The organism is Halobacillus hunanensis (assembly GCF_900166655.1).
Lineage (GTDB): Bacteria > Bacillota > Bacilli > Bacillales > Halobacillaceae > Halobacillus_A > Halobacillus_A hunanensis.
Map to the genome: position 1 here is coordinate 547,338 of NZ_FVZB01000005.1, position 23,524 is coordinate 570,861.

Annotated in this window: 26 protein-coding genes and 1 pseudogene; 20 read left to right on the forward strand and 7 right to left on the reverse strand. The window is 40.8% G+C overall.

What is annotated here, in order from left to right; all coding sequences use genetic code 11:
- Positions 1–27 precede the first annotated feature (27 nt).
- Positions 28–447, forward strand: a complete 420-nt coding sequence (gene arsC / locus B5354_RS03690) for an arsenate reductase (thioredoxin) (protein ID WP_079526023.1) — start codon at positions 28–30, stop codon at positions 445–447.
- 243 nt (positions 448–690) lie between these two features.
- A complete protein-coding gene (locus tag B5354_RS03695; RefSeq protein ID WP_139377047.1) occupies positions 691–1,011 on the forward strand; it encodes a M28 family peptidase in 321 nt (106 codons plus the stop codon).
- Positions 1,012–1,169: 158 nt separating this feature from the next.
- Here the strand turns inward: B5354_RS03695 and B5354_RS03700 are convergent, their stop codons facing one another.
- The gene (locus B5354_RS03700; protein ID WP_079526027.1) at positions 1,170–2,504 is read right to left on the reverse strand and encodes a sugar porter family MFS transporter; all 1,335 of its coding nucleotides are present in this window, start codon (positions 2,502–2,504) and stop codon (positions 1,170–1,172) included.
- A gap of 274 nt (positions 2,505–2,778) precedes the next feature.
- Positions 2,779–4,818: a bifunctional metallophosphatase/5'-nucleotidase gene (locus B5354_RS03705; protein ID WP_079526029.1), complete on the reverse strand. Its 2,040-nt coding sequence runs from the start codon at positions 4,816–4,818 to the stop codon at positions 2,779–2,781.
- Between the two features lie 261 nt (positions 4,819–5,079).
- On the opposite strand from B5354_RS03705, the gene B5354_RS21035 reads away from it, so the two are divergent.
- The 6 genes from B5354_RS21035 (at position 5,080) to B5354_RS20195 (ending at position 8,101) form a co-directional block, all read left to right on the forward strand.
- Positions 5,080–5,202 carry a nucleoside triphosphate pyrophosphohydrolase family protein gene (locus B5354_RS21035; RefSeq protein WP_425432087.1) on the forward strand — a complete coding sequence of 41 codons (123 nt, stop codon included), beginning with the start codon at positions 5,080–5,082 and terminating at the stop codon, positions 5,200–5,202.
- 152 nt (positions 5,203–5,354) lie between these two features.
- Complete coding sequence (locus B5354_RS03715) at positions 5,355–6,116, forward strand: SDR family oxidoreductase (RefSeq protein WP_079526031.1); 762 nt, start codon at positions 5,355–5,357, stop codon at positions 6,114–6,116.
- Between the two features lie 97 nt (positions 6,117–6,213).
- Positions 6,214–6,738, forward strand: a complete 525-nt coding sequence (locus B5354_RS03720) for a hypothetical protein (RefSeq protein ID WP_079526033.1) — start codon at positions 6,214–6,216, stop codon at positions 6,736–6,738.
- Positions 6,739–6,796: 58 nt separating this feature from the next.
- Complete coding sequence (locus tag B5354_RS03725) at positions 6,797–7,015, forward strand: hypothetical protein (RefSeq protein WP_139377048.1); 219 nt, start codon at positions 6,797–6,799, stop codon at positions 7,013–7,015.
- A gap of 41 nt (positions 7,016–7,056) precedes the next feature.
- Positions 7,057–7,566 carry a GNAT family N-acetyltransferase gene (locus B5354_RS03730; RefSeq protein WP_079526037.1) on the forward strand — a complete coding sequence of 170 codons (510 nt, stop codon included), beginning with the start codon at positions 7,057–7,059 and terminating at the stop codon, positions 7,564–7,566.
- Positions 7,567–7,669: 103 nt separating this feature from the next.
- Positions 7,670–8,101: a YmaF family protein gene (locus tag B5354_RS20195; protein ID WP_176142399.1), complete on the forward strand. Its 432-nt coding sequence runs from the start codon at positions 7,670–7,672 to the stop codon at positions 8,099–8,101.
- Between the two features lie 230 nt (positions 8,102–8,331).
- Here B5354_RS20195 and B5354_RS03740 read toward each other — a convergent pair whose 3' ends face one another.
- Both B5354_RS03740 and B5354_RS03745 read right to left on the reverse strand, forming a co-directional pair.
- The gene (locus tag B5354_RS03740; RefSeq protein WP_079526759.1) at positions 8,332–8,739 is read right to left on the reverse strand and encodes a hypothetical protein; all 408 of its coding nucleotides are present in this window, start codon (positions 8,737–8,739) and stop codon (positions 8,332–8,334) included.
- A 40-nt stretch (positions 8,740–8,779) separates the two neighbouring features.
- Positions 8,780–9,238 carry a CBO0543 family protein gene (locus B5354_RS03745; RefSeq protein WP_079526041.1) on the reverse strand — a complete coding sequence of 153 codons (459 nt, stop codon included), beginning with the start codon at positions 9,236–9,238 and terminating at the stop codon, positions 8,780–8,782.
- Between the two features lie 414 nt (positions 9,239–9,652).
- Here B5354_RS03745 and B5354_RS03750 point away from each other — a divergent pair, with 414 nt between their 5' ends.
- Together B5354_RS03750 and B5354_RS03755 are read left to right on the forward strand one after the other, a co-directional pair.
- Positions 9,653–9,748: a YjcZ family sporulation protein gene (locus B5354_RS03750; RefSeq protein ID WP_079526043.1), complete on the forward strand. Its 96-nt coding sequence runs from the start codon at positions 9,653–9,655 to the stop codon at positions 9,746–9,748.
- An 89-nt stretch (positions 9,749–9,837) separates the two neighbouring features.
- A complete protein-coding gene (locus B5354_RS03755; RefSeq protein WP_079526045.1) occupies positions 9,838–10,371 on the forward strand; it encodes a hypothetical protein in 534 nt (177 codons plus the stop codon).
- Positions 10,372–10,550: 179 nt separating this feature from the next.
- On the opposite strand, the gene B5354_RS03760 is transcribed toward B5354_RS03755, so the two are convergent.
- Positions 10,551–11,429, reverse strand: coding sequence for a pirin family protein (locus tag B5354_RS03760; RefSeq protein WP_079526047.1), 879 nt, complete (start codon positions 11,427–11,429; stop codon positions 10,551–10,553).
- Between the two features lie 220 nt (positions 11,430–11,649).
- On the opposite strand from B5354_RS03760, the gene fosM reads away from it, so the two are divergent.
- The 7 genes and pseudogenes from fosM to B5354_RS03795 all read left to right on the forward strand — a co-directional run bounded on the left by fosM (position 11,650) and on the right by B5354_RS03795 (position 15,124).
- Positions 11,650–12,072, forward strand: coding sequence for a FosM family fosfomycin resistance protein (gene fosM, locus B5354_RS03765; protein WP_079526049.1), 423 nt, complete (start codon positions 11,650–11,652; stop codon positions 12,070–12,072).
- Between the two features lie 214 nt (positions 12,073–12,286).
- On the forward strand, positions 12,287–12,517 hold the full coding sequence (locus B5354_RS03770; protein WP_079526051.1) for a spore coat associated protein CotJA: 231 nt from the start codon (positions 12,287–12,289) through the stop codon (positions 12,515–12,517).
- Positions 12,510–12,773 carry a spore coat protein CotJB gene (locus tag B5354_RS03775; protein ID WP_079526053.1) on the forward strand — a complete coding sequence of 88 codons (264 nt, stop codon included), beginning with the start codon at positions 12,510–12,512 and terminating at the stop codon, positions 12,771–12,773. Before B5354_RS03770 ends, B5354_RS03775 begins: the two co-directional genes overlap by 8 nt.
- A gap of 29 nt (positions 12,774–12,802) precedes the next feature.
- Complete coding sequence (locus tag B5354_RS03780; RefSeq protein ID WP_079526055.1) at positions 12,803–13,372, forward strand: manganese catalase family protein; 570 nt, start codon at positions 12,803–12,805, stop codon at positions 13,370–13,372.
- Between the two features lie 143 nt (positions 13,373–13,515).
- Positions 13,516–13,713, forward strand: a complete 198-nt coding sequence (locus B5354_RS03785) for a DUF2197 domain-containing protein (protein WP_079526057.1) — start codon at positions 13,516–13,518, stop codon at positions 13,711–13,713.
- Positions 13,714–13,736: 23 nt separating this feature from the next.
- A pseudogene (locus B5354_RS03790) lies at positions 13,737–14,266 on the forward strand (GNAT family N-acetyltransferase).
- Between the two features lie 153 nt (positions 14,267–14,419).
- On the forward strand, positions 14,420–15,124 hold the full coding sequence (locus tag B5354_RS03795) for a polysaccharide deacetylase family protein (protein ID WP_079526761.1): 705 nt from the start codon (positions 14,420–14,422) through the stop codon (positions 15,122–15,124).
- 137 nt (positions 15,125–15,261) lie between these two features.
- Here B5354_RS03795 and B5354_RS03800 read toward each other — a convergent pair whose 3' ends face one another.
- On the reverse strand, positions 15,262–17,058 hold the full coding sequence (locus B5354_RS03800) for a glycoside hydrolase family 13 protein (RefSeq protein WP_079526059.1): 1,797 nt from the start codon (positions 17,056–17,058) through the stop codon (positions 15,262–15,264).
- 186 nt (positions 17,059–17,244) lie between these two features.
- Complete coding sequence (locus B5354_RS03805; RefSeq protein WP_139377068.1) at positions 17,245–19,335, reverse strand: alpha-amylase family glycosyl hydrolase; 2,091 nt, start codon at positions 19,333–19,335, stop codon at positions 17,245–17,247.
- A gap of 411 nt (positions 19,336–19,746) precedes the next feature.
- On the opposite strand from B5354_RS03805, the gene B5354_RS03810 reads away from it, so the two are divergent.
- The 3 genes from B5354_RS03810 to B5354_RS03820 all read left to right on the forward strand — a co-directional run bounded on the left by B5354_RS03810 (position 19,747) and on the right by B5354_RS03820 (position 23,520).
- On the forward strand, positions 19,747–21,027 hold the full coding sequence (locus B5354_RS03810; protein WP_079526063.1) for a sugar ABC transporter substrate-binding protein: 1,281 nt from the start codon (positions 19,747–19,749) through the stop codon (positions 21,025–21,027).
- Between the two features lie 406 nt (positions 21,028–21,433).
- On the forward strand, positions 21,434–22,681 hold the full coding sequence (locus tag B5354_RS03815; RefSeq protein WP_079526763.1) for a carbohydrate ABC transporter permease: 1,248 nt from the start codon (positions 21,434–21,436) through the stop codon (positions 22,679–22,681).
- Entirely contained in the window at positions 22,681–23,520 is an 840-nt protein-coding gene (locus tag B5354_RS03820; RefSeq protein ID WP_079526065.1) for a sugar ABC transporter permease, read from the forward strand. The genes B5354_RS03815 and B5354_RS03820 overlap by 1 nt, the downstream gene beginning before the upstream one ends.
- Positions 23,521–23,524: the final 4 nt, after the last annotated feature.

The window sequence follows — 23,524 nt, forward strand, 5'->3', positions numbered from 1 at the left end:
AAATTCAAGCGAAAAAGGAGAACTTACATGGCTAAAAAGATCATTTACTTTCTATGCACAGGAAACTCTTGCCGAAGTCAAATCGCTGAAGGCTGGGCGAATAAACATCTAGGAGAAGATTGGGATGTCAAAAGCGCTGGAATCGAAGCCCATGGATTAAATCCAAATGCTGTTAAAGCAATGAACGAGGTAGGTATCGATATTTCAAGCCAGCAATCGGATGTGATTGATCCTGATATTTTTAACAAAGCCGATTTAATCGTCACGTTATGCGGGGATGCCGCAGATAAGTGTCCAGTCACACCTCCTCATATTCAACGAGTACACTGGGGTTTTGATGACCCTGCTAAAGCTGAAGGCACGGATGGGGAAAAATGGGCGGTCTTCCAGCGTGTTCGCGATCAAATTGGGGAGCGAATTCATCGGTTTGCAGAAACAGGGGAATAAGAACCATAAGAATAGCCAGAACGCTAAGGTTCTGGCTATTCTTAGTATGGTTGGGAAAAGTGAATTACTTTTCTCCTTCCCAGGCGATTAGGACTTTGCCGAATTCTTTTTCAAGAGTTTCTAATTTTTCTCGTTCAGTCTCTGAAAGAGTTGCCAGCTGGTAGTCATTCTTCATAGTAAAACCTCCTAACTAAATTCTTTTTTTAAGTATTCGTTACTAAGCAAAAACTATTCTGTGCTGCTGTGTTTGCTTATGAGAAATTATTGAAGCCAGAAATCAATCACATAAAGGCCATGATTAACTTGGACAGTCTTGCCGCGGGAGATAGGAGATACGTCCATGGAAACGCTGGTAAAAAAGGATGGGTCAGAGAACTAGCGCTAGATATCAGTAATGAGTTAGACCTCGATCTCCAAGTGAATCCCGGACTGAATCCGCATTATCCCAAGGGAACAACAGGAGACTGGAGCGATCATGCTGCTTTTAAAGAAGCGGGGATTCCGTTTGCAATCCTATTCTCATATTTTTACAGAACTTGTTCAGCGAGTTCAGCCGAACAGTAAAGGACAGTATATACCGCGGGCAAGTGAGCAATAATTTTTATATTAGATTGAGTTGTCTTACAAAAAGGAATTAAAAGAGCCTTTCCTCCAGTGCTTAAAGGCACGTAAAGAAAGGCTCTTTTAATTCCTAGAAAAAACTGATAGAAGGTCCTGGTTCCTTAATGGCTTCCTCGCAGATCACGCTCAATGTCCTCCAAGCTTCTTCCTTTCGTCTCAGGTACGTATTTCTTGACGAAAGTAAAGGCAAAAACACCAATAATCGCAAAGAGTACGAATACCCATGCGGTGCCAATTGCACCTAGCAAAACAGGGAAGAAGAGGGAGACAACCAGGTTGGCCGCTGATAAAAGCAAGGTTGTAAACCCTGTGGCAGCACCTCTTGCCTTCAATGGGAAAAGCTCAGGGAGCATGACCCAAACGACCGGCCCCCACGTCGCCGAGAAAAACACGATAAACAGGCCGAGGAATAATACGATCAGCCAAGCGATGGTGGTCGTCATTTGGAACGTGAACAAGATGGTCGCCAAAACGGCTAAACTCAAGGTCATTCCCACATTTCCAATCAACAGCAGCTTCTTTCTGCCCAATTTGTCAATCGTGGCAATCGCCACCAGCGTCATTAAAACGTTGACAATCCCAATGCCTAACGTCCCAAGAATGGAAGCAGAATTTCCTAATCCTGCTTGCGTGAAAATGGTAGGCGCATAGTAGATGACTGCATTGATCCCGATTAACTGTTGAAAAACCGCGATACCACTGCCTATCAGAAGCATCGGTCGAACCCACTTTGACTTCAGTACATCCATCGTACTTTCCTCTACTTCTTCAATCTTTTTCATTTGCTCAATTTCATCGTCAATTTCATTTTGTTTCCTCGTTAATGCCATAATATCTCGGGCTTTTTTTTCTCGATTATGTTTAATTAAGAATCGAGGACTTTCAGGCATAAATAGGACGCCAATCATTAGAATAATCGCCGGTACTGCGGCGAGGCCCAACATCCAACGCCAGCCTTCCATAGAGGAGAAAGCGTAATTGACTAGATAGGCGAGCACAATCCCGATTGTAATCATCAGTTGGTTGAGAGAGGCAAGTGCCCCTCTCGATTGAGTGGGAGCCATTTCAGATAAATACACGGGTACAATAGCTGTCGAGCCCCCAACGGCAAGGCCTAAAATAATTCTACCTGTAATCAGAACCCAAGCGTTTGGGGAAAAGGCTAACACGAGGGAACCAATCAGGTAGATGAGAGCGATCACGAAGACCACACGTCTTCGGCCAAATTTATCGGCTACATAACCACTCATCCCGGCACCTACAATAGCACCACCCAGTAAAGAACTGACGACTAGTCCTTCAAGAAAATTAGAAAGAGGGATATCCTGGCCGATAAACAGCAAGGCACCAGAAATAACCCCCGTATCATATCCATAAAGGAGGCCGCCGAGAGCCCCAAAGAAAAAGATCCATCCTTTATGTAAATTTTTATTCATGATTATTCCCACCTTTGAAATACAACATCTGTCTAATCATTTTCCCACTTATAAGGGAAGCGCAAACATGAAGGTTTTCTCAGGCAGGAGGCTTTTTAGATGTTTTGTTGTAGATGCGGGGGAGGATTGTTCTCTAACTAAAATCGAGCGTGTATGTTCGAATAGGGTGCTGGTCTCAGATGTCAACCCTCATGCAACTTAGCGGCATTATCAAATAATCCACAGAAAAAGCCAGCAGAATCCCCACATTCTGCTGGCTTTCATGATCAATCTATTATTTTTCAATCAAACGACCGTCAAACGCATCAGCAGGATCAATCGTTTCACCATTAGCTTGCTTCTCACGCAAGTAATCAGCAAACAGCTCTCGCTGGAAAGCAGGCTGTGACGTCCATTCTACTTCACCAAATGTTGTGTAGCCGTCGCCTTCGCCTGTAGATAGGAAGTTGTTCGTCACCACCGTAAACGTTTGATCAGAGAACTCGCCATTTGTATAAACAGGCGTTCCATCCGTTAACTTAATCGAAGTGACGCGTTCACCATCTGATTTAGCAGGATTATAGACAACATCCATGCCGGAGAACTGAATCTTCATGAAGTTCCAATCATCGGGTGCCGGTCCTTCAAGGATTTCTTTGATTTGCTGACCAGTCATCTGGGCAGTTACGTTATAGTTGTCAAAAGGAAGCACTTCGAATACTTCTCCATAAGTAATTTCACCAGCGTTAATGTCAGCACGAATCCCGCCGCTGTTTTGAAAAGCAATATCCGCATTCGCGCGTTCACGCATTGCATCCGTGATCATATTTCCAAGCTGGCTGACACCAAGCTCGCCATATTTACGATCACGAGTCAGCGGTCCTTCGGTCGTAGATACGACTTCACTTTTTACTTCTTCAACTTGTTCCTTATAGTAATCTACAATCTCTTGAACACTTTCATCCTTACCAGCGAGATGCTCATATGTTTCTAGCATATCGACTTCAGAATCATAGATTTCTTCTGTTTCGGGATCGACAAATAACTGAATGTGTCCCATGGCATTGGTATAACGGCTTGCTTCAACAACTGGGATATCGTTGACATGCCCGGCCACTCGCTCATGTGAGTGCCCGCCGACAAGGGCATCAAGTCCACCTTCAGAGGAATTTGCCAACTGAGCAAGTTCACCCATAATTTTTTCGGTTTCTTTTTCATGCCATCCAGGAAGGTGGGACGTAACCATGACCATGTCAGCACCTTTTGCCTCAAGTTCTGCCGCCAGCTCTTCAGCAATTGGAGCAGGGGTAGGAAATTCTAAACCTTCCACATGAGTCGATAAGGTTGTTTGTGGTGTTTGCGGTGTCGCAAAACCGATAATTCCAATTTTATAACCGCCTTTTTCTACAATCGTATAAGGCTTGGCCCACTCAGGACGCTCTCCTGTAGTTTCTTCGAAAATATTCGCGCCAAGTATAGGATAGGAGGCATCATCTAAGCGCTGCTCCAGCACATCGATTCCCCAATCAAACTCATGGTTCCCGATTGCCCCTGCATCATATTGAATATCATTTAACGTTTCAATAGTAGATTTTCCGTCAAAAGAATTAGAGATCAGCGTTCCTTGCATTGTATCGCCGCCATCGACAACGACCGTTCCATCAGCATTAACGGAGCGAAAATCTTCAACAATACCGCCGATTATCGCCATACCGCCTTGCTGGTATTGTTGATTTTGAGTAATATGACCATGAATGTCGTTAGTAGAAAGAATATCAATCACATCAAAGACGAGTGGTTTGAATGTTTTGGCCACTTCTTCAAGTGTCATTGGCTCATTTGGATGGAATGCTTCCTCAAAAGTAATGTCGAATCCGCCAGCCAGAGTGGCATAGGCTACATATGGCTTCGCTTCTTCAGGAATGGAATCTACATCCGTGAAATTATTTAATACTTCAAGATCTACTTCGGGAATCTCGCCATTATTCATGGCAAGTGTAAATACTTTGGCCATATCAATACGTGTAATTGGTTCCTTAGGACTAGCGCCTTTGGACTTATTCGATGAATCGGAGAAAAATATATCTTTCGGATTTAATCCCTTCATCTCATCCGCACGCTTCAACATTTTCATCACTTCGAGGCGCGTCACATAAGGGTTATTATGTATTTGAACCTGCTGTTTCTGCTTAATAATGTCTTGCTCGATCAAAAGCTCTGTATCACTTAACTGGGTCATGTCGAAATTCGTTTCTGCTGATACCTCATCTGCCTGAAATAACGAGAAAGCCATGACTGGAGCGGCTAAAACAGTTAACAACTGTCTTTTCTTCATCCGTCTTTTTCCCCCTTAAAATTGTAATAGAACCGTATACAATGTACCAAATTGGAAGAATATTTTAAATCATGCAATCTATCTATTTTTTTACTAATGATAGGAGGATTTTGATAGAAAAATGTCTAATTATGTATTTAATATGGTTTGGGAGTGAGAAAACGTGCCCGTATACCATAAACTCGTTCGTGATCGAATTCCTGAAATTATCAAAGAATCAGGGAAGGCGTTTTGCACACGTGACCTAAGTGAAAGTGTTCTTTGAAAGATAAGATTGAAGAAGAGTTAAACGAATATTTAGCCGCAGAAAGCGACCACGAAGCGTTGGAGGAGTTAGCTGATTTACTATTCATGCTGCTTCGAAAACCCATGGATCTGCGTTAAAACTAGTGGAAAGGATACGTCGTGAAAAGTGTAAGCAGCTAGGAGGATTTGAAGGAAGAGTTTTTCTAGTTGAGGTTGGGGATTGAGATGTTGGGGAAGGAGAAGGACAACAGTTTAATTTTTCACAGAATCTCGTAATAGGAGGAACTTTGATGAAACTTCAGGATAAAGTTGCAGTAGTAACCGGAGCAGCATCTGGCATGGGGAAAGCCATTGCAGACTTATATGCAAAAGAGGGAGCAAAAGTTGTTGTAGCCGACCTAAATAGTGAAGGAGCTGAAACGGTTGCAAGAGACATCAATAGTCATGGTGGAGCGGCTAAGGCAGTAAAGGTGAATGTTGCAGAATTGGAAGATATCGAACATATGATTGATACAGCTGTAAATGAATATGGAACGCTGGACATATTGGTTAATAACGCGGGAATTATGGATGGGATGGAGCCTGTCGGGGATATTGAGGATGAAAAGTGGGACCTCATTTTTGATATTAATACAAAAGGTGTCATGCGTGCGACACGTAAAGCGTTGCCGATTTTCCTGGAGAAAGAAAGTGGGGTTATCGTGAATACAGCATCTTCGGGCGGATTAAATGGTGCTCATGCAGGGGCAACTTATACAGCATCAAAACATGCGGTAATTGGACTAACGAAAAATACCGGTTATATGTATGCAGAGAAAGGAATTCGCTGCAACGCGATTGCCCCCGGCGGCGTGGAAACAAATATTGCTTCATCGATAAAGAATTTCAATGAGTTTGGAGCCAGTCGTACAAGAGCTGCCCAGTCTGTCATGCCGCGCACGGGTAAACCAGAAGAGATTGCGAAGGCTGCCCTATTTTTAGCATCTGATGACTCAAGTTTTGTAAACGGTACGGTAATAACAGCCGATGCGGGCTGGACTGCTGCTTTTTAACATTACTCATTTCTATTAGACAAAAATCGTTAGTCCTATTGAAACCAACATGACTCATGTTCGTAGTTATAGTGAGGTTTACTTGGGAGGTGCTATTTTGATAGCAGAAATGTATAAACGTAGAGAAAAGCTAGCCTATGTTCTTACAGGGCTGGTTGCTCTGGTTGTAGCAGGATATTTAGTATTGGAAAGGCCTGAAACTACTAGTAGTTGGGTGGAGGCATCCGCTTTCCTGGCCCCGTTGGGATTTTTGGCAGCTATAGCCATAACGAGCCGACAGAAGTATAACAAGGTTAAAGATTTTTCAATCCCTTATTCCAATACATCTATTTTGGAGATCGATCATCTTGTCTTAAAGCAAGATGCTGCGCTAATACCACGATTGCTCAGTTTTGAGAAAAACGGACATTTTGTGGGTGCATATAAACCTGTACACATACCCTGGTATCTTTACCCACTATTAACTTATAAAAGTTCCTTATTAACGGTGCTCCCGTTAACCATCGCATTCATTTCACATAAAGGGGAAACCATGTTTACGTTTAAGCGCCGTGGGTTCAAGGAGAGTGTAATATCCGTCTATGACAGTGAGGATCAATACTTGGGTCCAAGAAGAATTTAAGAGCCTTTTTCATATAAAAGGTGAGCTAATGAACAGCCATGATGAGGTGGTTCTACCTGTGAAGACCTCGGGGTTCTCGGGTGATTTCAGCTTGAAAGATACCAATGATCACCGTTGGGCTTACTTTTTTAACGGTCGGTTTCCACATGAGTATACGGGAATTTTCCGGGATGTCGATAATGATATTGTAGAGCTATCTGATGATCTATCTATAGAACACAAGATGCTTTTGTTAGGAATGATTGGTTATTTGTTCATAGCTAGGAATAATAGATGAGTTAAAGTGAGCTCAAACATTTGACCCGCGGAGGGAGAAAAATGGTTCATGTTGTAAAAGCACAACCGAATCACGTACAAGGAATAGCTGACGTGTGTTCAAGCGCTACACGGGCAACATATAAAGACATATATACTCAGGAATATACCGACAGGATCATAAAAGAGTTTTACAACCCGAAAAGAATTCTAAAGGAAGTCAAGCATGCCACTAAGCAGTGGGGAGGGTATTTTGTAGCTTTGGAAAACAGGGTAGTAATTGGAGCGTGTGGAGGCGGAATGGTTAGCGAAACGGCTGGAGAAGTGTTTGTGCTCTATTTAGATCCTAACAGGCGTAATGAAGGAATTGGCACAAAGTTACTAGAAGCAGTCACCACTCAGCAAAAAGAAAGCTTCCACGCCACTGAACAATGGGTTTCTGTTCAAAAAGGGAACTTAAAAGGTATTCCTTTTTATGAAGCTAAGGGATTTGTCTATAAACACGAACAAAATGGGTACGCGAATAAAGAGTCTGACGACTATAGATCATTAAGATATTATCGGAAATTATAAAACATGTACTTTTCGATTAAAACAGATTCGGTGAGGGAAAATAGTTCTGATGCAGCGACCGTTACATACCTTAATATGGAATATCCAAAAAGGAGATGAACGGATGTATAACAGGTATGTTCCTCACCCTTATGTTAGTCCGTCTGGAGTCCCTTATTCACCTGGAGTGGGATATCCTCACCTGCCCCAAGCACCCAATCCGAATTATAGACATACAAATCAAAATTCCATGAGTCCAAATGAAAGAAGTGGTCATACCCACGGACATGGTGGGGCAACGACATGTCAGGATGAGCATGTTCACTTGCACCCGGGAGTAACTGGTACGCCGATTGAGACAGAAGGGGGCCATGTCCATAAAATGTGGGGGAACACAACCTTTGATGACGGTCACATTCATTATTACGAAACTTTTACCAGTACGCCAATTGCTTTACCTAATGGGTACCACACCCATTATGCAGAGGTGAAAACAACAGAGGATGATGGTCATATTCATATCATCAAAGGATTTGTGGATCCTTCTATGAGTTAAATGATTGTCCTATTCATATTATCGTACAACAATAACCACCATGACGTGAATACGTGCAGGTGATTATTTTATGTAGGAGAGATTTTATATTGTGTCTAGTATGAGCTTAAAGCAGGGATGTGGAGTGTTTACATCTTAATTAGAACGCAAGATTCCACAACAGATCTTGCATTTTTAATCTGGATAGTTATAACTACAATTAGTAACTACTCAGACAATATAAAAAAAGCTCATCTGCTATCCAATATATCTTCAATAATAGCAATGTGAAAAGAAGCCCACGCTTTTTCACGAAAATGAAGAATGACACTTAAAGTAAGGACAATGATATAAGCAACTGCGAACACAATACCCCATGTCATACCTTTAGTGAAAATGAATTCTTGCAGCTGATCCGAAAACAAGAATAGCAGCCACGGCCCCGTGGAGACAAAAATGGGAATCATTCCTGAGCCGTTCTTTTCTTTTATCATGCGGTATGAAATTTTCTCCAATGTATTTGAATCAAGATCTGAATAAAAGGACTGAACTTCTGTAACTTCATTAATTTCCTCCAATTCACCAAAAGGAATATCGGCTTCACGCGTCTTTTTTAATTTTAAGTATAATTTATGTGCATCACCACGAAACAAATTCATTGCCCCCTCCATTGGATTTCTTCCCTGAAAATTTTAACTTTTATGGTGTCCGGGTACGAAGCAGCTGCAATAGAACTCGTATAAAGATCATAAAAATAAGGACACTAAAAAATGTATGGATTCCCGTCCATGTACTATACTCAACTAGGCTTGTGTATCTCTCAATTGTTAATTCCATAGCGGTTAAAGCAACTGAATATAAAGCAGCTTGTAACAAAATTCCGATACGAGAAGAGTGATAGGATGTTCGGTAAAAGAATAAGCACACGACTGGAAACAGCAGATACTCAAATAGCAGGCTAGAGTCAAAGTGATTTTGTAAGAACTTATCAGGGTAGTCAATCATTTTTTCTTCTACTACAAGTACTCCAATGACAATGGCAAAATAGGATGTTAGTAAATACCCGAAAAGAAACTCCTTAAAGGGTAATTTTGTCATAATGAAAACCAATAAGGTTAATCCAATGATTAGTAAAAACCATAATATAATGGGTTCCATAGTCATGCCCCTTCACTAGCCTAATCTACTCCATACGTTTTCATTTGTGCAGCGTTTTTGCGTTATAAGCAGTACTCATATTTTTTGCAAGCTTGTCACATTTATTCAATGGATTAGTATTTAATCGGCATTTGATCTGGCAGATAAAAAAGACAGACCATATGTCATAGACCGTTTAAACTAGTATCTGCCCGTGAGGAAACATACGGAATGGGGTATTTATTGCGCTAAGCCAGACGTCTTTCTATTTAGAAGGGCGTCTTTTTCATTATGCTTTAGGGCTGTTTTCCATTTAGCATCCTGATTCTCCTCATAAATCTATGAATTTTTAGCAAAAACTCAGCGGATTTCCTCTCCAAAGTTCGACCTTCCTGCATAGGATATCTTAATGGATATACAGGGAGGTGGGTTGTAATGGGATATGGACATAGAAACAATTTTGCATTGATCGTGGTGCTGTTTATTTTGCTCATTATTGTGGGAGCAAGCAGCTTCGGAAGACGCTACTAAGATTAGTTTATGGAGAGTACAAAATGAGTCAGGACAGCAGCTTTCGTCCTGGCTTGTTTAAGAGTCGCGCTTCTAAGAGGAGGAGCTTTATGAGACAGATGTCCAAGGGGAATACACATTCTATTTTAACCGACAAGGAATGGCGATCGATTGAGCATTGGTTATCCATAATGGAAAAATACGGACATTATAATGATGAAAGAATTGCGAGAAAGGCAAAGAAGAAAATGGGACTCAGCTATGACGTGCTTGGTTATGGAACCTTCCGAATTGTTTTTGATCTTAACAATGGATATGTGTTAAAAGTGGTCACTCGTAGAATGGGTTTCCTTTCCAATGAACTTGAAGTTAATTTGTTTCGAGACTGTCCTAACCATTTACGGAACTATTTATGCCCTGTGAAAGAATTTGGACATGGCTGGATAATCATGAGAAAAATGACTCGAAAAGTATCGATGGAGGAGCGAGACCATAGGAAAAAGCTAGTGAAGTTGGAGGATGCCTTCTTGAAAGAAGGCATACATCCGGGGGATTTAAATGAAGAGAACCTGGCTTTATCGCATAAAGGTGATCTCGTTGTCATTGATTACGGTCATTTTAGCAGAGCTGATTTCTGGTGGTAGACTCATTAGTACTCAATGTCATAACTTCAGCTTGAGGTAAAATGAGTCGCCAACAGCTTCATTAAATATGTACATACTTAATGTTTAAAAAGATGACTTAAGCCACTAAAAAAGATGACCGGATCCATACTTCGGTCATCTTTCTCCTTTCCGTAGCACGCCTTATCCTAACGTTGCCTTTAGATTGCCGGCGGACCAAATTTCCCGTCATGGAAATCCTTGAAAGCTTGTTTGATTTCTTCCATTGTATTCATCACGAACGGACCATAAGGAACAATGTGTTCTTTTATTGGAGCTCCTGAGTAAACGAGGATCTTGGTTCGGCGTTTGTTAGATTTTATGTTTAGCTCGCTGGAGTTTGCCTCGTCGCCATCGTCATTAAACGACAATGTGGCCGCCCCATGTTTCTTCAGATTGATTTTATTTTTCCCGACGTCAAGATCTCCAGCTAACACATATAAAAATGCATTATGGTTTTCCGGTAACGGAAGCACGTACTCGGCTCCCTCAGATAAGGTGATCTCGGTAAGGGTGATCGGGACGATGGATTCCAACGGACCCTGGACACCGGCAATTTTCCCGGAAAATACTTTAACAGATCCTCCTTCAATAGGAACGACCGGGGCTTCTTCTGAGTACACATTCTGATACATCGTTTTTGTGTTTCGTTTGTCTTTAGGAAGGTTCAGCCACAATTGGAGCGTGTGTGCAATATCATCCTCGACACCATCTTCTGCATGGCGAGCCGCCCATCCAGCATTCATATATTGGACATCTCCGGGCTCAAGGATATCGCGCCCGCCTCCATTATCGATATGTTCTAATCTTCCGTCCACCACATACGTCACGGTCTGAAACCCACGGTGAGGGTGATCTGGAAAAGTCCCCTTCTTGAACCAATCTTCCGCCATTAATATGAAGGGATCAAATTCAGCCCAGCGATCAACTGGTAAAACCCATCCCTTCTGTATCGAAGGAAATCCCATTTCATTGTACGTTACATACCAGTGGTCTTTGACTTCTCTTTGTAAGGGTTGATATTTATCTTCTTTTGCCATATGAACTCCTTGCTTGACCATTATTTTTATGATGCAGCCTGTTTTTCAACAGTCTGTTGCACATAGGATTTAACACGACCTAAGTATAGACAGTTGGTGAAATGAGTGTCAACAAACTGAACTTATTCTAAACATCGAACCTTTTCTGGAACCAATCTTCAGGAAGGATGATTTTGTTGTATGATGGAAATATTAACTAATTTATAGGTGAGGTGGTAATGTGACGATTAAGGGAATTAATCATTTCTTATTTTCAGTCTCTGATTTGGAGAACTCGATCGCTTTTTACCAGGAGGTGTTTGATGCGAAGCTGTTAGTAAAAGGGAGGAGCACCGCCTATTTTGATGTAAATGGAATGTGGTTTGCTTTGAATGAGGAAAAAATGATTCCGCGAAATGACATCTCGCAATCTTATACCCATATTGCTTTTTCAATTGAGGAAAACGACTTTGATAAGATGTATGAAAAACTCCAGAAATTAAACGTAAATATCTTGTCGGGAAGGCCAAGGGATAAGAAGGACAAACCATCGATTTATTTTTTGGATCCAGATGGTCATAAATTTGAATTCCATACAGGCACACTGCAGGATAGGTTAACCTATTATAAAGAGGATAAGCCGCATATGACATTTTTTGACTGAAAGGACCGCGAAACCTCGATATTTAAGAATCCTAAATAGTTATTTAAGAATCACTTAGAAAACACGAGTAAACAATCATCACGGACGCTGTCTTGAAAAAGGCAGCGTCCGTTTTATTATGGATGCGCTCATTACAAGATGTAGGTGTGAATAGGAATAGGGTTGGTCTCATATATATGAGGTGATGCATTTATCAATGGGAAGGAGGGTGTTTATGTACACACAGTATAAATATTGGAGGCCCTATTACAGTCCGTTTGATCCGTGTCCGCCCATGAAAATAAAGAGTTACTCCACCCCGCCTCAGTTGTACATGGGATTCCAGCCATATGGATTAGCCCAGTACCAAACGCCTAAAGAGGCTCTGTTCAGTGGAACTTTATGGCCGCAGCTTTTTAGTCCGTATCCAAATCCACACAAGAGGGGGAGTGAAGAGAATGAGTAAGAAGATGCCTCCTGAATACTATCAGCAGCTTGAGGAAATTCAGGCCATTGATTTCGTCTTAGTCGAATTGAACCTTTACTTAGATACACACCCCAATGATTATGATGCCATTCATCAATTTAATGAATTTACCAGGAAATCGATGGAACTTAAGGCTCGTTTTGAGAGCAAGTTTGGCCCGCTGATGCATTTTGGCAGAAGCTTCGTAAGCTATCCTTGGAACTGGGATGATACACCCTGGCCGTGGCAGGTTTAAACAGAACGAACTGATGGGAGGAATAGTGAATGTGGTATTACGAGAAGAAACTTCAATATCCCGTAAAGGTACGGGATTGCAATCCAATGTTAGCAAAATTCCTGATTGAACAATATGGCGGGGCCGACGGGGAATTAGCTGCGGCACTACGGTATTTGAATCAACGGTACACGATCCCTGACAAGGTCGTAGGTCTGCTAAATGACATTGGAACAGAGGAGTTCGCCCACCTCGAAATGATTGCGACGATGGTTTATAAGCTCACGAAAGATGCCACAGCTGAGCAAATGAAAGAGGCGGGTCTTGGAGCTCATTACGCTGATCATGATAAAGCACTCTTCTACCATAATGCAGCGGGTGCACCATTTACAGCGACGTACATTCAAGCAAAAGGTGATCCAATCGCCGATCTCTATGAAGATATCGCAGCGGAAGAAAAGGCGCGGGCAACCTACCAATGGATCATTAATTTGTCGGATGACCCTGAATTGAATGACAGTTTGAAGTTCTTGCGGGAAAGGGAAGTCGTCCATTCGCAACGCTTCAGGGAAGCAGTAGAGATACTGAAAGACGACCGTGATCAGAAGAGGGTTTTTTAGTAAAGGTTTTTTATAAAAAATGCTTTAAGGCGCTGGTCCGAATTACCCCGGAAGGCGTCTTTTTGTATTCAATAAAAAGGGTTATAGAATAAGTTGGAGAACTATTACAGTATAGAGATCGTAAAGGTAGGAGGAGAGACGTAATGCTGAAGACGATTTGTTTTTTCTGTAAAAAGAACTATACAATTGATCGCTCAGATACTCAGTATCAAAGGATTCTTAAAAATCCTGAAACGCGTTATGTGTGTAAAAGCTGCAACCAATCCATGCAAAAAGAAGCCCAGGCAAGCAGCGGGTTAAATCCGGATGATCTTGATAAATATGATAAGTATTTGCGCTAGAATATGAGAAATAGGTGATGAGGATGTTCAGTAGTAACAGAATAAACTTAAGGAAAGTAACTGAAGACGATGCGCCCATTTATTATAAATGGAGAAATAATCCAGTGGTAATGGAGAACACGAGTCCAAACTTAGATGTTTACACTCAAGAAGAGACGGAAGGTTTCATAAGGGAGATTATAATTCCATCGATTCAAAATGTTACATGATTGAACTAAAGGATCAAGATCATTCGATAGACATTGTCTCTTTAATTAATATCGATTATAAGAATCGAAACGCAGAGTGCATAATTGATATTGGAGAGAAAGATTATTGGAGTAAATGATATGGTCGGGAAGCTATGGAGCTAGTGTTAAACTATAGCTTTACAGAAATGAATCTACATAAAGTGTATTTGAGATTCTTTTCGTTCAATCATAGAGCGATGAAGTTGTACGAGAAGTTAGGATTCGTGAAGGAAGGGGAGCAAAAAGAACATATATTCAGGAATGGACAGTGGCATGGGGTTACCTTTATGGCTATTTTCCAAGGAGATTATTTGAAAAGCTGAGGGTCAAAACAGAAAAGACATAGGAAGGATAACAGTCCTAACCTTTCTAAACATATATATCCCTATATCAGCTGCCTGCTTTAGCTAATCATAAACTAATAGAGTACTCTTAATAGGAATTGTTCTCTATTTTTGCAAGTGAGGGGGATTTTTATTAAAAAGAAATGGGTCGTAGCTGGGATGATTTTAACAGCCCTCCTATTTTCCCTGTATGGGACTTATAAGCTGATGAATGCAAGGACGGTTCAGTTATTTGGAGGGTTAACAAACAGAGTAGTAACAGATGAGAAAGTGGTGGCTCTAACGTTTGATGATGGCCCCACAAAGAATGTAGAAGACATTCTGCCTCTACTCGACAAATATCAGGCCAAAGCTACCTTTTTTGTAGTAGGAAAAGAATTGGAGAGCAACCTTGATATAGGAAAACAACTAGTGGAAGCGGGTCATCAAATTGGAAATCATACCCATTCTCACGAACGCATGATCTTCAAAAGGTACTCCACGATAAAAGAGGAGGTTGAAAGGACTAACCAAGCCATACGGGCAACGGGCTTTAAAGGCGAGATTGATTTTCGTCCCCCGTATGGTAAAAAGCTTGTCGTCCTGCCATATTATCTAAATCAACATCAGGTAGAAACGATCATGTGGGATCTTGAGCCGGATACTTATTTCTCTTCAGTGGAGGATAAAGTGAATTACGTAAATGAAAATATCCAGCCAGGTTCAATTATTCTGCTGCATCCTATGTATGACCAGACTAGGAATGAATGGAGAACGATTGAAGGGATACTGCGTTCTTTGACTCAAAAAGGATATGAATTTGTTACGGTTAATGAATTGCAAGCTATGGGTGAGTAATTGAAAACCATAGATTTCCTGTTTCAAAAAGATTAAGGAAGAATCTATGGTTTTAACTGACTGGTAACGCCAACGAACTAGTACTTATTTGGTTGTAACTTCCATTCGTTGCAGGAAAGAAGGTCTGTGCTCACTTACTATAATTTATTAGCCTGTTTCAGCTCAAAAATCCGAAATTCATATCGTTGAAGTTCTATTTGTGATAAGTTAGCCTTCATTTTTTTATTAAGTGTCGATCCATCGGCTATCGTCCACTCTGTTAGTTGCTCATAATTGGTAGAGAATACTTGTTTACTGGACAGTACTTTAGCACTTTCACTATTGTTTATTATAAAAATAAGACTGTGTTCCGAATTGAATTTTTCATAAGCGATACAGTTCTGCTCATCATCTGAAAAGATAAACCGGAACTTGCCGCCATTTCCAAACACAGGGTTATTTTTACGGAGATTGATAAGCATGTGTACATATTGAAGCATTTCCCTGTCCTGATTCTGTTCATCCCATTCCATGCACCCTCTGCAGCCGGGATCATGTCCGCCAGCCATTCCAATTTCATCCCCATAATAAATGCAAGGTGTGCCGACAAAGGACATCTGGAACAAATAGAGAAGCTTCACCCGTTCTCGTTCCGCATTTGCGAGTGTAAGAATTCTTGGTGTGTCGTGACTATCAAGTAGATTAAATGAAACCTCATTCACATTAGCTGGATACATGTGGAGAACCTTAGTGATGGAACTCATGAACTCCGAAGCCTTAATTTCTTCCTTCGCAAAAAAATCAATAGCCCCATTTGTGAATGGGTAGTTCATAACGGCATCAAATTGATCTCCTTGAAGCCAAGGCATAGAGTCATGCCAAATTTCACCGAGAATATAAGCATCAGGCTTTACACTTTTTACCGCTTGTCTGAATTCCCGCCAGAACGCGTGATCCACTTCATTGGCAACATCTAAACGCCAACCATCTATATCAAATTCTTCGACCCAATACTTTGCTACCTTCAGTAAATAATCCTTCACATGGGGGTTTTCTGTATTAAGTTTCGGCATCGACGGGACGAATCCGAATGTGTCATAATTCGGTTGGCTCCCTTCAGGTGATGTCGGGAAATCCCATAAATGGAACCAATTCTTGTATTCGGACTGCTCCTGTTTTTTCAATACATCTTGAAATGGTGGGAAATAATAGCCGCTATGGTTAAATACTGCATCCAGCATAATACGAATTCCGCGTTTATGGCATTCTTGAACTAAACGCCGGAACGTTTCCTTATCCCCAAACTGAGGATCTATTTCCATGTAATCGATCGTATCGTATTTGTGATTGGAATACGCTTTAAAAATAGGAGTAAAATAGATTCCGTTAATGCCAAGCTCCACTAAATAATCCAGGCGATCGATCACACCTTGGAAATCTCCCCCGAAAAAGTTTGTGGGTGTTGGTTGATGGCTGCCCCAGGGTAAAGTACCTTCAGGGTTTAGGTTGGGATCCCCGTTCTCAAAGCGTTCCGGAAATATTTGATACCATAATGTGTCTTTCACCCAGGAAGGGGCATGAAATACATCAATAGGGTTTACATACGGGAAACAGAAGTAGTTTGCAATCTCCTCAGGCAGGGAGGAGAATATGCCGCCCTCTGTATAAAAACACGTTTCAGAATCATTCGTACACTTAAACCCGTATCGAAGCCGATGGAATTCTGGTTTAACGTCGATAAACCAATAGTCATGAAGACTGGTCGACCCGGATTTTATCATGTTTCTGCTCGCTGTCTGCCATTGTTCATTTTTCCAGTCATATGGATCGCCGAACACAAGTGACACAGCGTCCATATCGTTTTTCTTTGTCTGTAGTGTAATGTGAAGGGTATTGGCGTCATACGCATAGGCGAAGTTATCTTTTGGACGATGGTAAATGGCTTCTTTTATCATGTGAAACTCTCCTTTCATAAGTACAAAAGCTTCTGAATGTTATAGTGGAATGTTGCTTGATCACATAGAAGATAGAAAAACACCCCGCTTTCCAGACAGGAAAACGGGGTTGTTGTTACAACAAAGCATTGCCCTCATATTAGATACTATTAACTTAGTGAAAGCACTCTATCTTGTCAATGAACTTTATTGCCAATTTACGATGACTGTATCCGTTCCTTTGGCAGGTGTTGTGTAGGTATGGTTTGAACCGCTCTCCCAAACTACATTCCCAGAGCTATCTTTTTTAATAAATTTGTATTCTATTTCTTTACCGGCTGGGACACTAATATCGTAGTACCAAGTAGGATAGTTATAAACTACTTGATTAAACATTGGCCCGATTGCTTTATCAGGATCCCAATCGCCTAGCTCGTTAACATTACCAACTATATAAACATTTTCTCCAGGCTCTGTATAAGCATTATTTACACCAAATCTTACGGCTATTTGTTTGCCTGTTAATACTTCAAATTCGTCGTACTTGTTGCTGCGAATATCATTAGCACTTGTCACAGTAATAGGATACTTTCCTGCGGTTACATCTGGAACACTAACTTTAATTTCTGTATCAGACCAGGATAGGATGTCTGCATTTGTAGAACCAAATTGAACACTGCCTTCTGATGAGCCAAAACCTTCTCCACTAACTGTAATTGTGTTTCTTGCTTTTCCTGTCATCGGTCCAACATGTCCAATGATTGGAGTTGCAGAGGGATCTTTAAATTGCCAAACGGCTACACTTTTTGGACTTAACTGAAACGAATCAACAGCACCATCTTGATTCACTGAAATAGCATTGCCGTCTAATATCTGGTCAAGTTCATCACTATAAGTACCCTCGGGTAAAGAGGTCTTTAAATTAGTGATGTTTTGAGGGGAATCTCCACTGTTTACAGCCGTTAGTACAATGTTATTGCCAAATTGTCTTTCATAAATATAAACATTAGAATTGATCCAACGTTCTTCGGTATCCCCATAGCCAAGTGCAGGGTTTGATTGTCTCACCTGTGCTAATTGGCTGATGATTTCATAGGAACTTGTGGATCTGTCGAAATTCTTCATAGGCTTTCGGTTATTAGGATCATGACTGCCTGTCAAGTACTGTTCAGTCCCATAATAAATGGTAGGTACGCCGCGGGATGTCAATAAAACTGCTAAAGCCATATCCGTGGATCGGTTTGAGGAATTTTCGTCAGAAAAACGACTCATGTCATGGTTATCAATAAACGTTACCTGGTCAATAACCTCATCATAATTTTCTGCTGTATTCTGAATCATTGAATTAAAATCATACCAATTGGCTGAACCATTTTTTAATACCTCTCTAATAGTTTGCCCATATCGAAAGTCAAGCAGGCTCATTCCGCTTTCATTAGCGAAATAATGATTTTGTTGAGAGACTTCTCCTTTGCCTAAAAACCATTCACCGAAAGTGAATACAGGACGGTGGCTGTAGATTTCGCTCATCAATGATTCTTGCCAACCTTGTGACATGTGTTTAACTGCATCTACTCTAATTCCATCAATACCTCTGTCCAGCCAGAGCTTAATAGATTCTTTTAAATATTGGTCGACTTCTTCATTATTTAAATTATAATCTGCTAAATCGTATAAGTTTCGATAAATACTGTCTTCATAAGAGGAGAAATCAGTTCCGCCATTATGATGAAAAAAATTCTCATTATCGTTTGAATAGGAAGCTAGTAAATTTCCGTTATCATAGACGGCTCCGTTTTCTGCATAAGCAGGGTCTGTCTCAAGAGCCGGAGAAGAGTGGTTCGGGGTGAAATCCATAATCACCTTAATTCCATTTGCGTGCGCTGTGTCAACTAATCGATCAAAATCGGAAAGGCTTCCAAAATACGGGTTTGATTTTTTGTAGTCCCTTGCCCAGTATCCATGATAAGATGTATAGCCACTTGGGTGTAAGGCATAAACGTTTTCTACCGGCTGGGATATCCAAATAGCTGTAATTCCCATATCTGTTAAATAGCCGTCGTTTATTTTTTCAATGATTCCTTGCCAGTCACCACCGCAATATTTATGAAGATTACTGCAATCTTCACTGTAAATATCACCCGTAGGATTATTCTCTGGATTACCATCATAAAATCGATCCGTTACAATTTGATAGATTACATCGTTAGAGTAGTCGACATCACTTGATGCTTCGGCATGGATGGACGACAACATAAACGTACTGAGGAATAAAAAAGTTAGAGCAAGCGATTGCATAAAAATGCTGATTACTTTAGCCAACAGAATCTCCTCCTTAATTAATGTATCCTTTTTTGGTTAATCCTCCTTTCCATAAAATAAACCCCGACTTTTAAATTAAAAGTCGGGGTTGTTTGCAGAGAACAAAAGCATGGCCCTCGGATTTTATAAATGATTGTTCTGATAATTCTATTAATACGCGAATTTGACACGATTGTACATAGGTTAATATACCTATTTATTAAATGTCCGAATAATAACCCTACAACACAGCGAATCTTTTCAAAAAAATCAGATATTTATCTGAAACCGCTTGCAACTAAATTGGATTAACTGTAAAATGATTTTCAAATTGGCAGGCAAGCGATTGCACAAAACTTTCGCAAGTTCTGCTTAAGGTACAAATCTATTTTTAAAAGGAGAGATCGCATGGGAGGAAGAAGGTCATTTATTTCGTTTTTTGCATTTCTATCATTACTGTTTTTGTTAGTGGCGTGTGCGCCAGATCGTGAAGAGGTAACAAGTGAGCAAGACACAAGTTCCGATGGGACTGCTGAAAAACCTGAAGAGCTGACGATTTGGGCAAATGATGAGGAGAAACAATTGGCAGCTATTGAAAAGATTGCAGCAGATTACGAAGAGCAGGAAGGAATTAAAGTAAATGTCGTACCAAAATCAATGCTGGATCAAGTGCAGGAATTATCGCTGGCTGGTCCAGAGGGGAACGGGCCGGATTTATTCTTCCAGCCTCATGATCAAATTGGAAATATTGTAGCGCAGGGGCTTGCAGAACCTCTTGATTTATCAGACGAAGAGTTGAGTGGATACAGTGACGTGGCTGTTGAGGCTGTTAGTTATAAATATGAAGGTGAAACCGCTATTTATGGAGTTCCGGCTGTTCTAGAAACGTATGGTGTTTTTTACAATAAAGACATCGTATCGGATGCACCTGAAACGATTGATGATTTAAAAACGATTCTTGAAGAGCATACCAATCCATCAAAAGACGAATATGGATTCTTAATGAAACCTAATGATCTATATTTTGCTTTTCCTTTCTTTAAAAACTTTGGGGGGTATATATTTGGCGGTGATACGGGTGAATTTGATACGACAGACATTGGTTTAAACAACGAAGGATCCGTAAAAGGCGGTAAACTGTTCCAGTCCTTTTTTGGATCAGAAAAAATTCCACCAGGAACAACGACAGATGTTGTAGATGGTCTTTTCACGGCTGGAAAAGTAGGTGCAGTGATTAATGGACCGTGGAGTATCGCCGGATATAAAGAAGCTTTGGGTGACAGTCTTGGCTTTGCACCATTTCCAAAAATAAATGGGGAGACTGGTAAGACATTGGTAGGAGTGAAATCATGGATGGTTTCTTATTACTCTGAGAATAAAAATTGGGCTCAAGATCTGGCTCTATTTATGACCAACGAAGAAAATCTCCAATACTATTTTGAAACGGCTGGTGAATTGCCAACCAATACCAATGCCCTTGAATCGATTGAGGATCCAATCTATAACGTATTTGCGGAACAAGTGAAATACGGCGTACCTATGCCTAGTACACCGCAAATGTCTCAAGTGTGGGAACCAATGAATAATGCATTACAGTTCATAGCAGAAGGAGAAGATGTACAAGCTGTTTTGGACGAAGCTGTGAATCAGATTAACACCAAAATACAATCTAGCGGGGCAAGTCAATAAATCTATGTTGAAGAAGGAGTGGCTGGGACAAAAGTGTTTTATCAATTGAAAATCCGAACTAAGCAGAAACTACGATTGCGTGTAAAACTTGCTACGAAAATATACTTCGCTTTCCGCGGGCGGCTGTTGAGTCTCCTCGTGCTGGCGCACTGCGGGGTCTCACCTAGGCCTTTCCTCCCGCGGGAGTCTTCGTATATTTTCTCCGCTAAACCATTACACCGTTCGTCTTTCACTTAAAAAGTAAAGTGATGTCCCAGCTCCTTTCTTTTCAATCTTCATCAAAGTAGATAGTATTCCAGACGTATGAAAGGAGGCCTATTCATTGGCTATACCAGATCTGAAAGAGTACGAAGATAAATCAAAGAGAAAAAGTCCGAGGAAAAAACAACATAATCCCAAAGTGGCCATGATTTTGTCCATACTATTTGCAGGGCTGGGACAACTGTATAACCGCAGATTATTAAAAGGGTTCACTTTTGTTATCGTTGAATTGGCTTTTATAGTAACGCTGCTAGAATCGATAAATTATGGACTATGGGGCTTACGTACCCTGGGAACCATTCCGGGGACTGATCATTCTATCCGGTTATTAGTTTTCGGGGTTCTTTCTTTAATTGGTGTTTTCTTTGCTTTATCGCTTTATATTTATAATGTGGTGGATGCAAGGAACCAGGCGCGTAAGATTCAGAATGGCTGGAAACCAATGGGCTTGAAAGAGAGTATGAGGACGTTTTATGATCACGCGTTTCCGTATTTAATGACATTCCCTGGGTTAGTCCTCATGATTTTTGTCGTGATTTTTCCGTTGCTATTTTCAGTGTTATTAGCGTTTACGAACTACAACCTATATAATTCTCCACCTCGAAACTTAGTAGATTGGGTAGGCTTCGAAAACTTTGTGAATTTAGCTACCGTACCTATTTGGCAAGACACGTTCATCAGTGTATTTTCATGGACAATTGTCTGGACAGTGGTAGCCACTACACTTCAAATTGGTCTTGGTCTATTTCTTGCTTTGCTTGTTAACGATCCGCGCATTAAATTTAAAAAATTGATTCGTACGATTCTAATTCTGCCATGGGCCGTACCTGCATTTGTTACGATTCTGATCTTTTCTGCTATGTTTAATGATGATTTTGGTGCCATAAACAGGGATATTATCATTCCCCTCCTTGGTGGTGACGGCCTCCCATGGCTAAGTGACCCGTTTTATGCCAGAATTGCGATCATTATGGTACAGACGTGGCTGGGATTTCCATTTATTTTTGCATTATTTACAGGTGTTCTGCAAAGTATTTCGAAGGATTGGTATGAAGCAGCAGATGTAGATGGCGGTTCCCGTTTGCAGAAATTCAGACATATTACACTTCCACATGTCATGTTTGCAACGGCACCATTACTCATTATGCAATATGCCCAGAACTTTAATAACTTCAACGTGATCTACCTGTTTAATGAAGGTGGACCTCCTGTGCGAGGGCAAAATGCCGGCGGGACAGATATCCTCATCTCCTGGGTGTATAAACTAACTTTTGACACCAACAATTACAGCATGGCAGCAGCTATTTCCATCATTATGGGCTTATTTGTTTCGGGATTTGCGTTTTATCAGTTTAGACGAACGAGATCATTTAAAGAGGAGGGGGAAATATAATGAATCAAAAAAAGAAATCAGTTTGGGAAGTTACAGCCATTTATATCATACTCGCGATCGTGGCTATTATTATATTTTACCCTCTGGCATGGACAGTTGGGATGTCCTTTAACCAAGGAAGTAGTTTATATTCTTCCTCGATCATCCCGGAATCCTTCTCTTTAGACCATTATGAGTGGCTGTTTAGTGAAGAAAGTGATTATTTATTATGGTACAAAAACTCTCTGATTGTCTCTTTAGCAACTGCTATAGGCAGTGTGATTCTGACATCACTGGTTGCCTATGCTTTTTCCCGCTATCAATTTGTAGGAAGAAAAAATGGATTATATGTATTTTTGCTTTTACAAATGTTTCCTGTCATGATGGCGATGGTTGCTCTATATATTTTCTTAAATATGATTGGCTTGCTTGATACACTTACAGGCTTAATCCTTATCTATTTGGGCGGACAGATCCCTTTTAACGCTTGGCTTGTTAAGGGGTACTTTGATACGATCCCTCGCGAACTGGACCAAGCTGCCCGGATAGATGGTGCTGGTCATTTAAGAGTGTTCTGGAGTATTATGCTTCCGTTGGCCAAGCCGATTTTGGCGGTTGTTGCCTTATTTAACTTTATGATGCCTTTATTTGACTTTCTGCTTCCAACCATAGTGCTTTCAAGCGCGGACAATTATACATTGGCGGTTGGACTGTATAATTTTATTAACGACCAGTTTGCTAACAATTTTACGAGATTTGCTGCAGGATCGATTCTAGTGGCGGTTCCTATCGCGGCTGTGTACCTTTACCTTCAGCGATTCCTTATCTCCGGATTAACAGCCGGAGGGTCAAAGGGATAAACTT

Bases quoted from the DNA above. Each gene is read 5' to 3' on its own strand.
- B5354_RS03810 (WP_079526063.1), top strand. From the start codon at position 19,747: ATGGGAGGAAGAAGGTCATTTATTTCGTTTTTTGCATTTCTATCATTA.
- B5354_RS03770 (WP_079526051.1), top strand. From the start codon at position 12,287: ATGTACACACAGTATAAATATTGGAGGCCCTATTACAGTCCGTTTGAT.
- B5354_RS03700 (WP_079526027.1), bottom strand. From the start codon at position 2,504: ATGAATAAAAATTTACATAAAGGATGGATCTTTTTCTTTGGGGCTCTC.
- B5354_RS03785 (WP_079526057.1), top strand. From the start codon at position 13,516: ATGCTGAAGACGATTTGTTTTTTCTGTAAAAAGAACTATACAATTGAT.
- B5354_RS03780 (WP_079526055.1), top strand. From the start codon at position 12,803: ATGTGGTATTACGAGAAGAAACTTCAATATCCCGTAAAGGTACGGGAT.
- B5354_RS03755 (WP_079526045.1), top strand. From the start codon at position 9,838: ATGAGACAGATGTCCAAGGGGAATACACATTCTATTTTAACCGACAAG.
- B5354_RS03760 (WP_079526047.1), bottom strand. From the start codon at position 11,429: ATGGCAAAAGAAGATAAATATCAACCCTTACAAAGAGAAGTCAAAGAC.
- B5354_RS03750 (WP_079526043.1), top strand. From the start codon at position 9,653: ATGGGATATGGACATAGAAACAATTTTGCATTGATCGTGGTGCTGTTT.
- B5354_RS03745 (WP_079526041.1), bottom strand. From the start codon at position 9,238: ATGGAACCCATTATATTATGGTTTTTACTAATCATTGGATTAACCTTA.
- B5354_RS03705 (WP_079526029.1), bottom strand. From the start codon at position 4,818: ATGAAGAAAAGACAGTTGTTAACTGTTTTAGCCGCTCCAGTCATGGCT.
- B5354_RS03820 (WP_079526065.1), top strand. From the start codon at position 22,681: ATGAATCAAAAAAAGAAATCAGTTTGGGAAGTTACAGCCATTTATATC.
- B5354_RS03815 (WP_079526763.1), top strand. From the start codon at position 21,434: ATGATTTTGTCCATACTATTTGCAGGGCTGGGACAACTGTATAACCGC.
- B5354_RS03805 (WP_139377068.1), bottom strand. From the start codon at position 19,335: ATGCAATCGCTTGCTCTAACTTTTTTATTCCTCAGTACGTTTATGTTG.
- B5354_RS03715 (WP_079526031.1), top strand. From the start codon at position 5,355: ATGAAACTTCAGGATAAAGTTGCAGTAGTAACCGGAGCAGCATCTGGC.
- arsC (WP_079526023.1), top strand. From the start codon at position 28: ATGGCTAAAAAGATCATTTACTTTCTATGCACAGGAAACTCTTGCCGA.
- B5354_RS03740 (WP_079526759.1), bottom strand. From the start codon at position 8,739: ATGAATTTGTTTCGTGGTGATGCACATAAATTATACTTAAAATTAAAA.
- B5354_RS03800 (WP_079526059.1), bottom strand. From the start codon at position 17,058: ATGATAAAAGAAGCCATTTACCATCGTCCAAAAGATAACTTCGCCTAT.
- B5354_RS20195 (WP_176142399.1), top strand. From the start codon at position 7,670: ATGTATAACAGGTATGTTCCTCACCCTTATGTTAGTCCGTCTGGAGTC.
- B5354_RS03775 (WP_079526053.1), top strand. From the start codon at position 12,510: ATGAGTAAGAAGATGCCTCCTGAATACTATCAGCAGCTTGAGGAAATT.
- B5354_RS03730 (WP_079526037.1), top strand. From the start codon at position 7,057: ATGGTTCATGTTGTAAAAGCACAACCGAATCACGTACAAGGAATAGCT.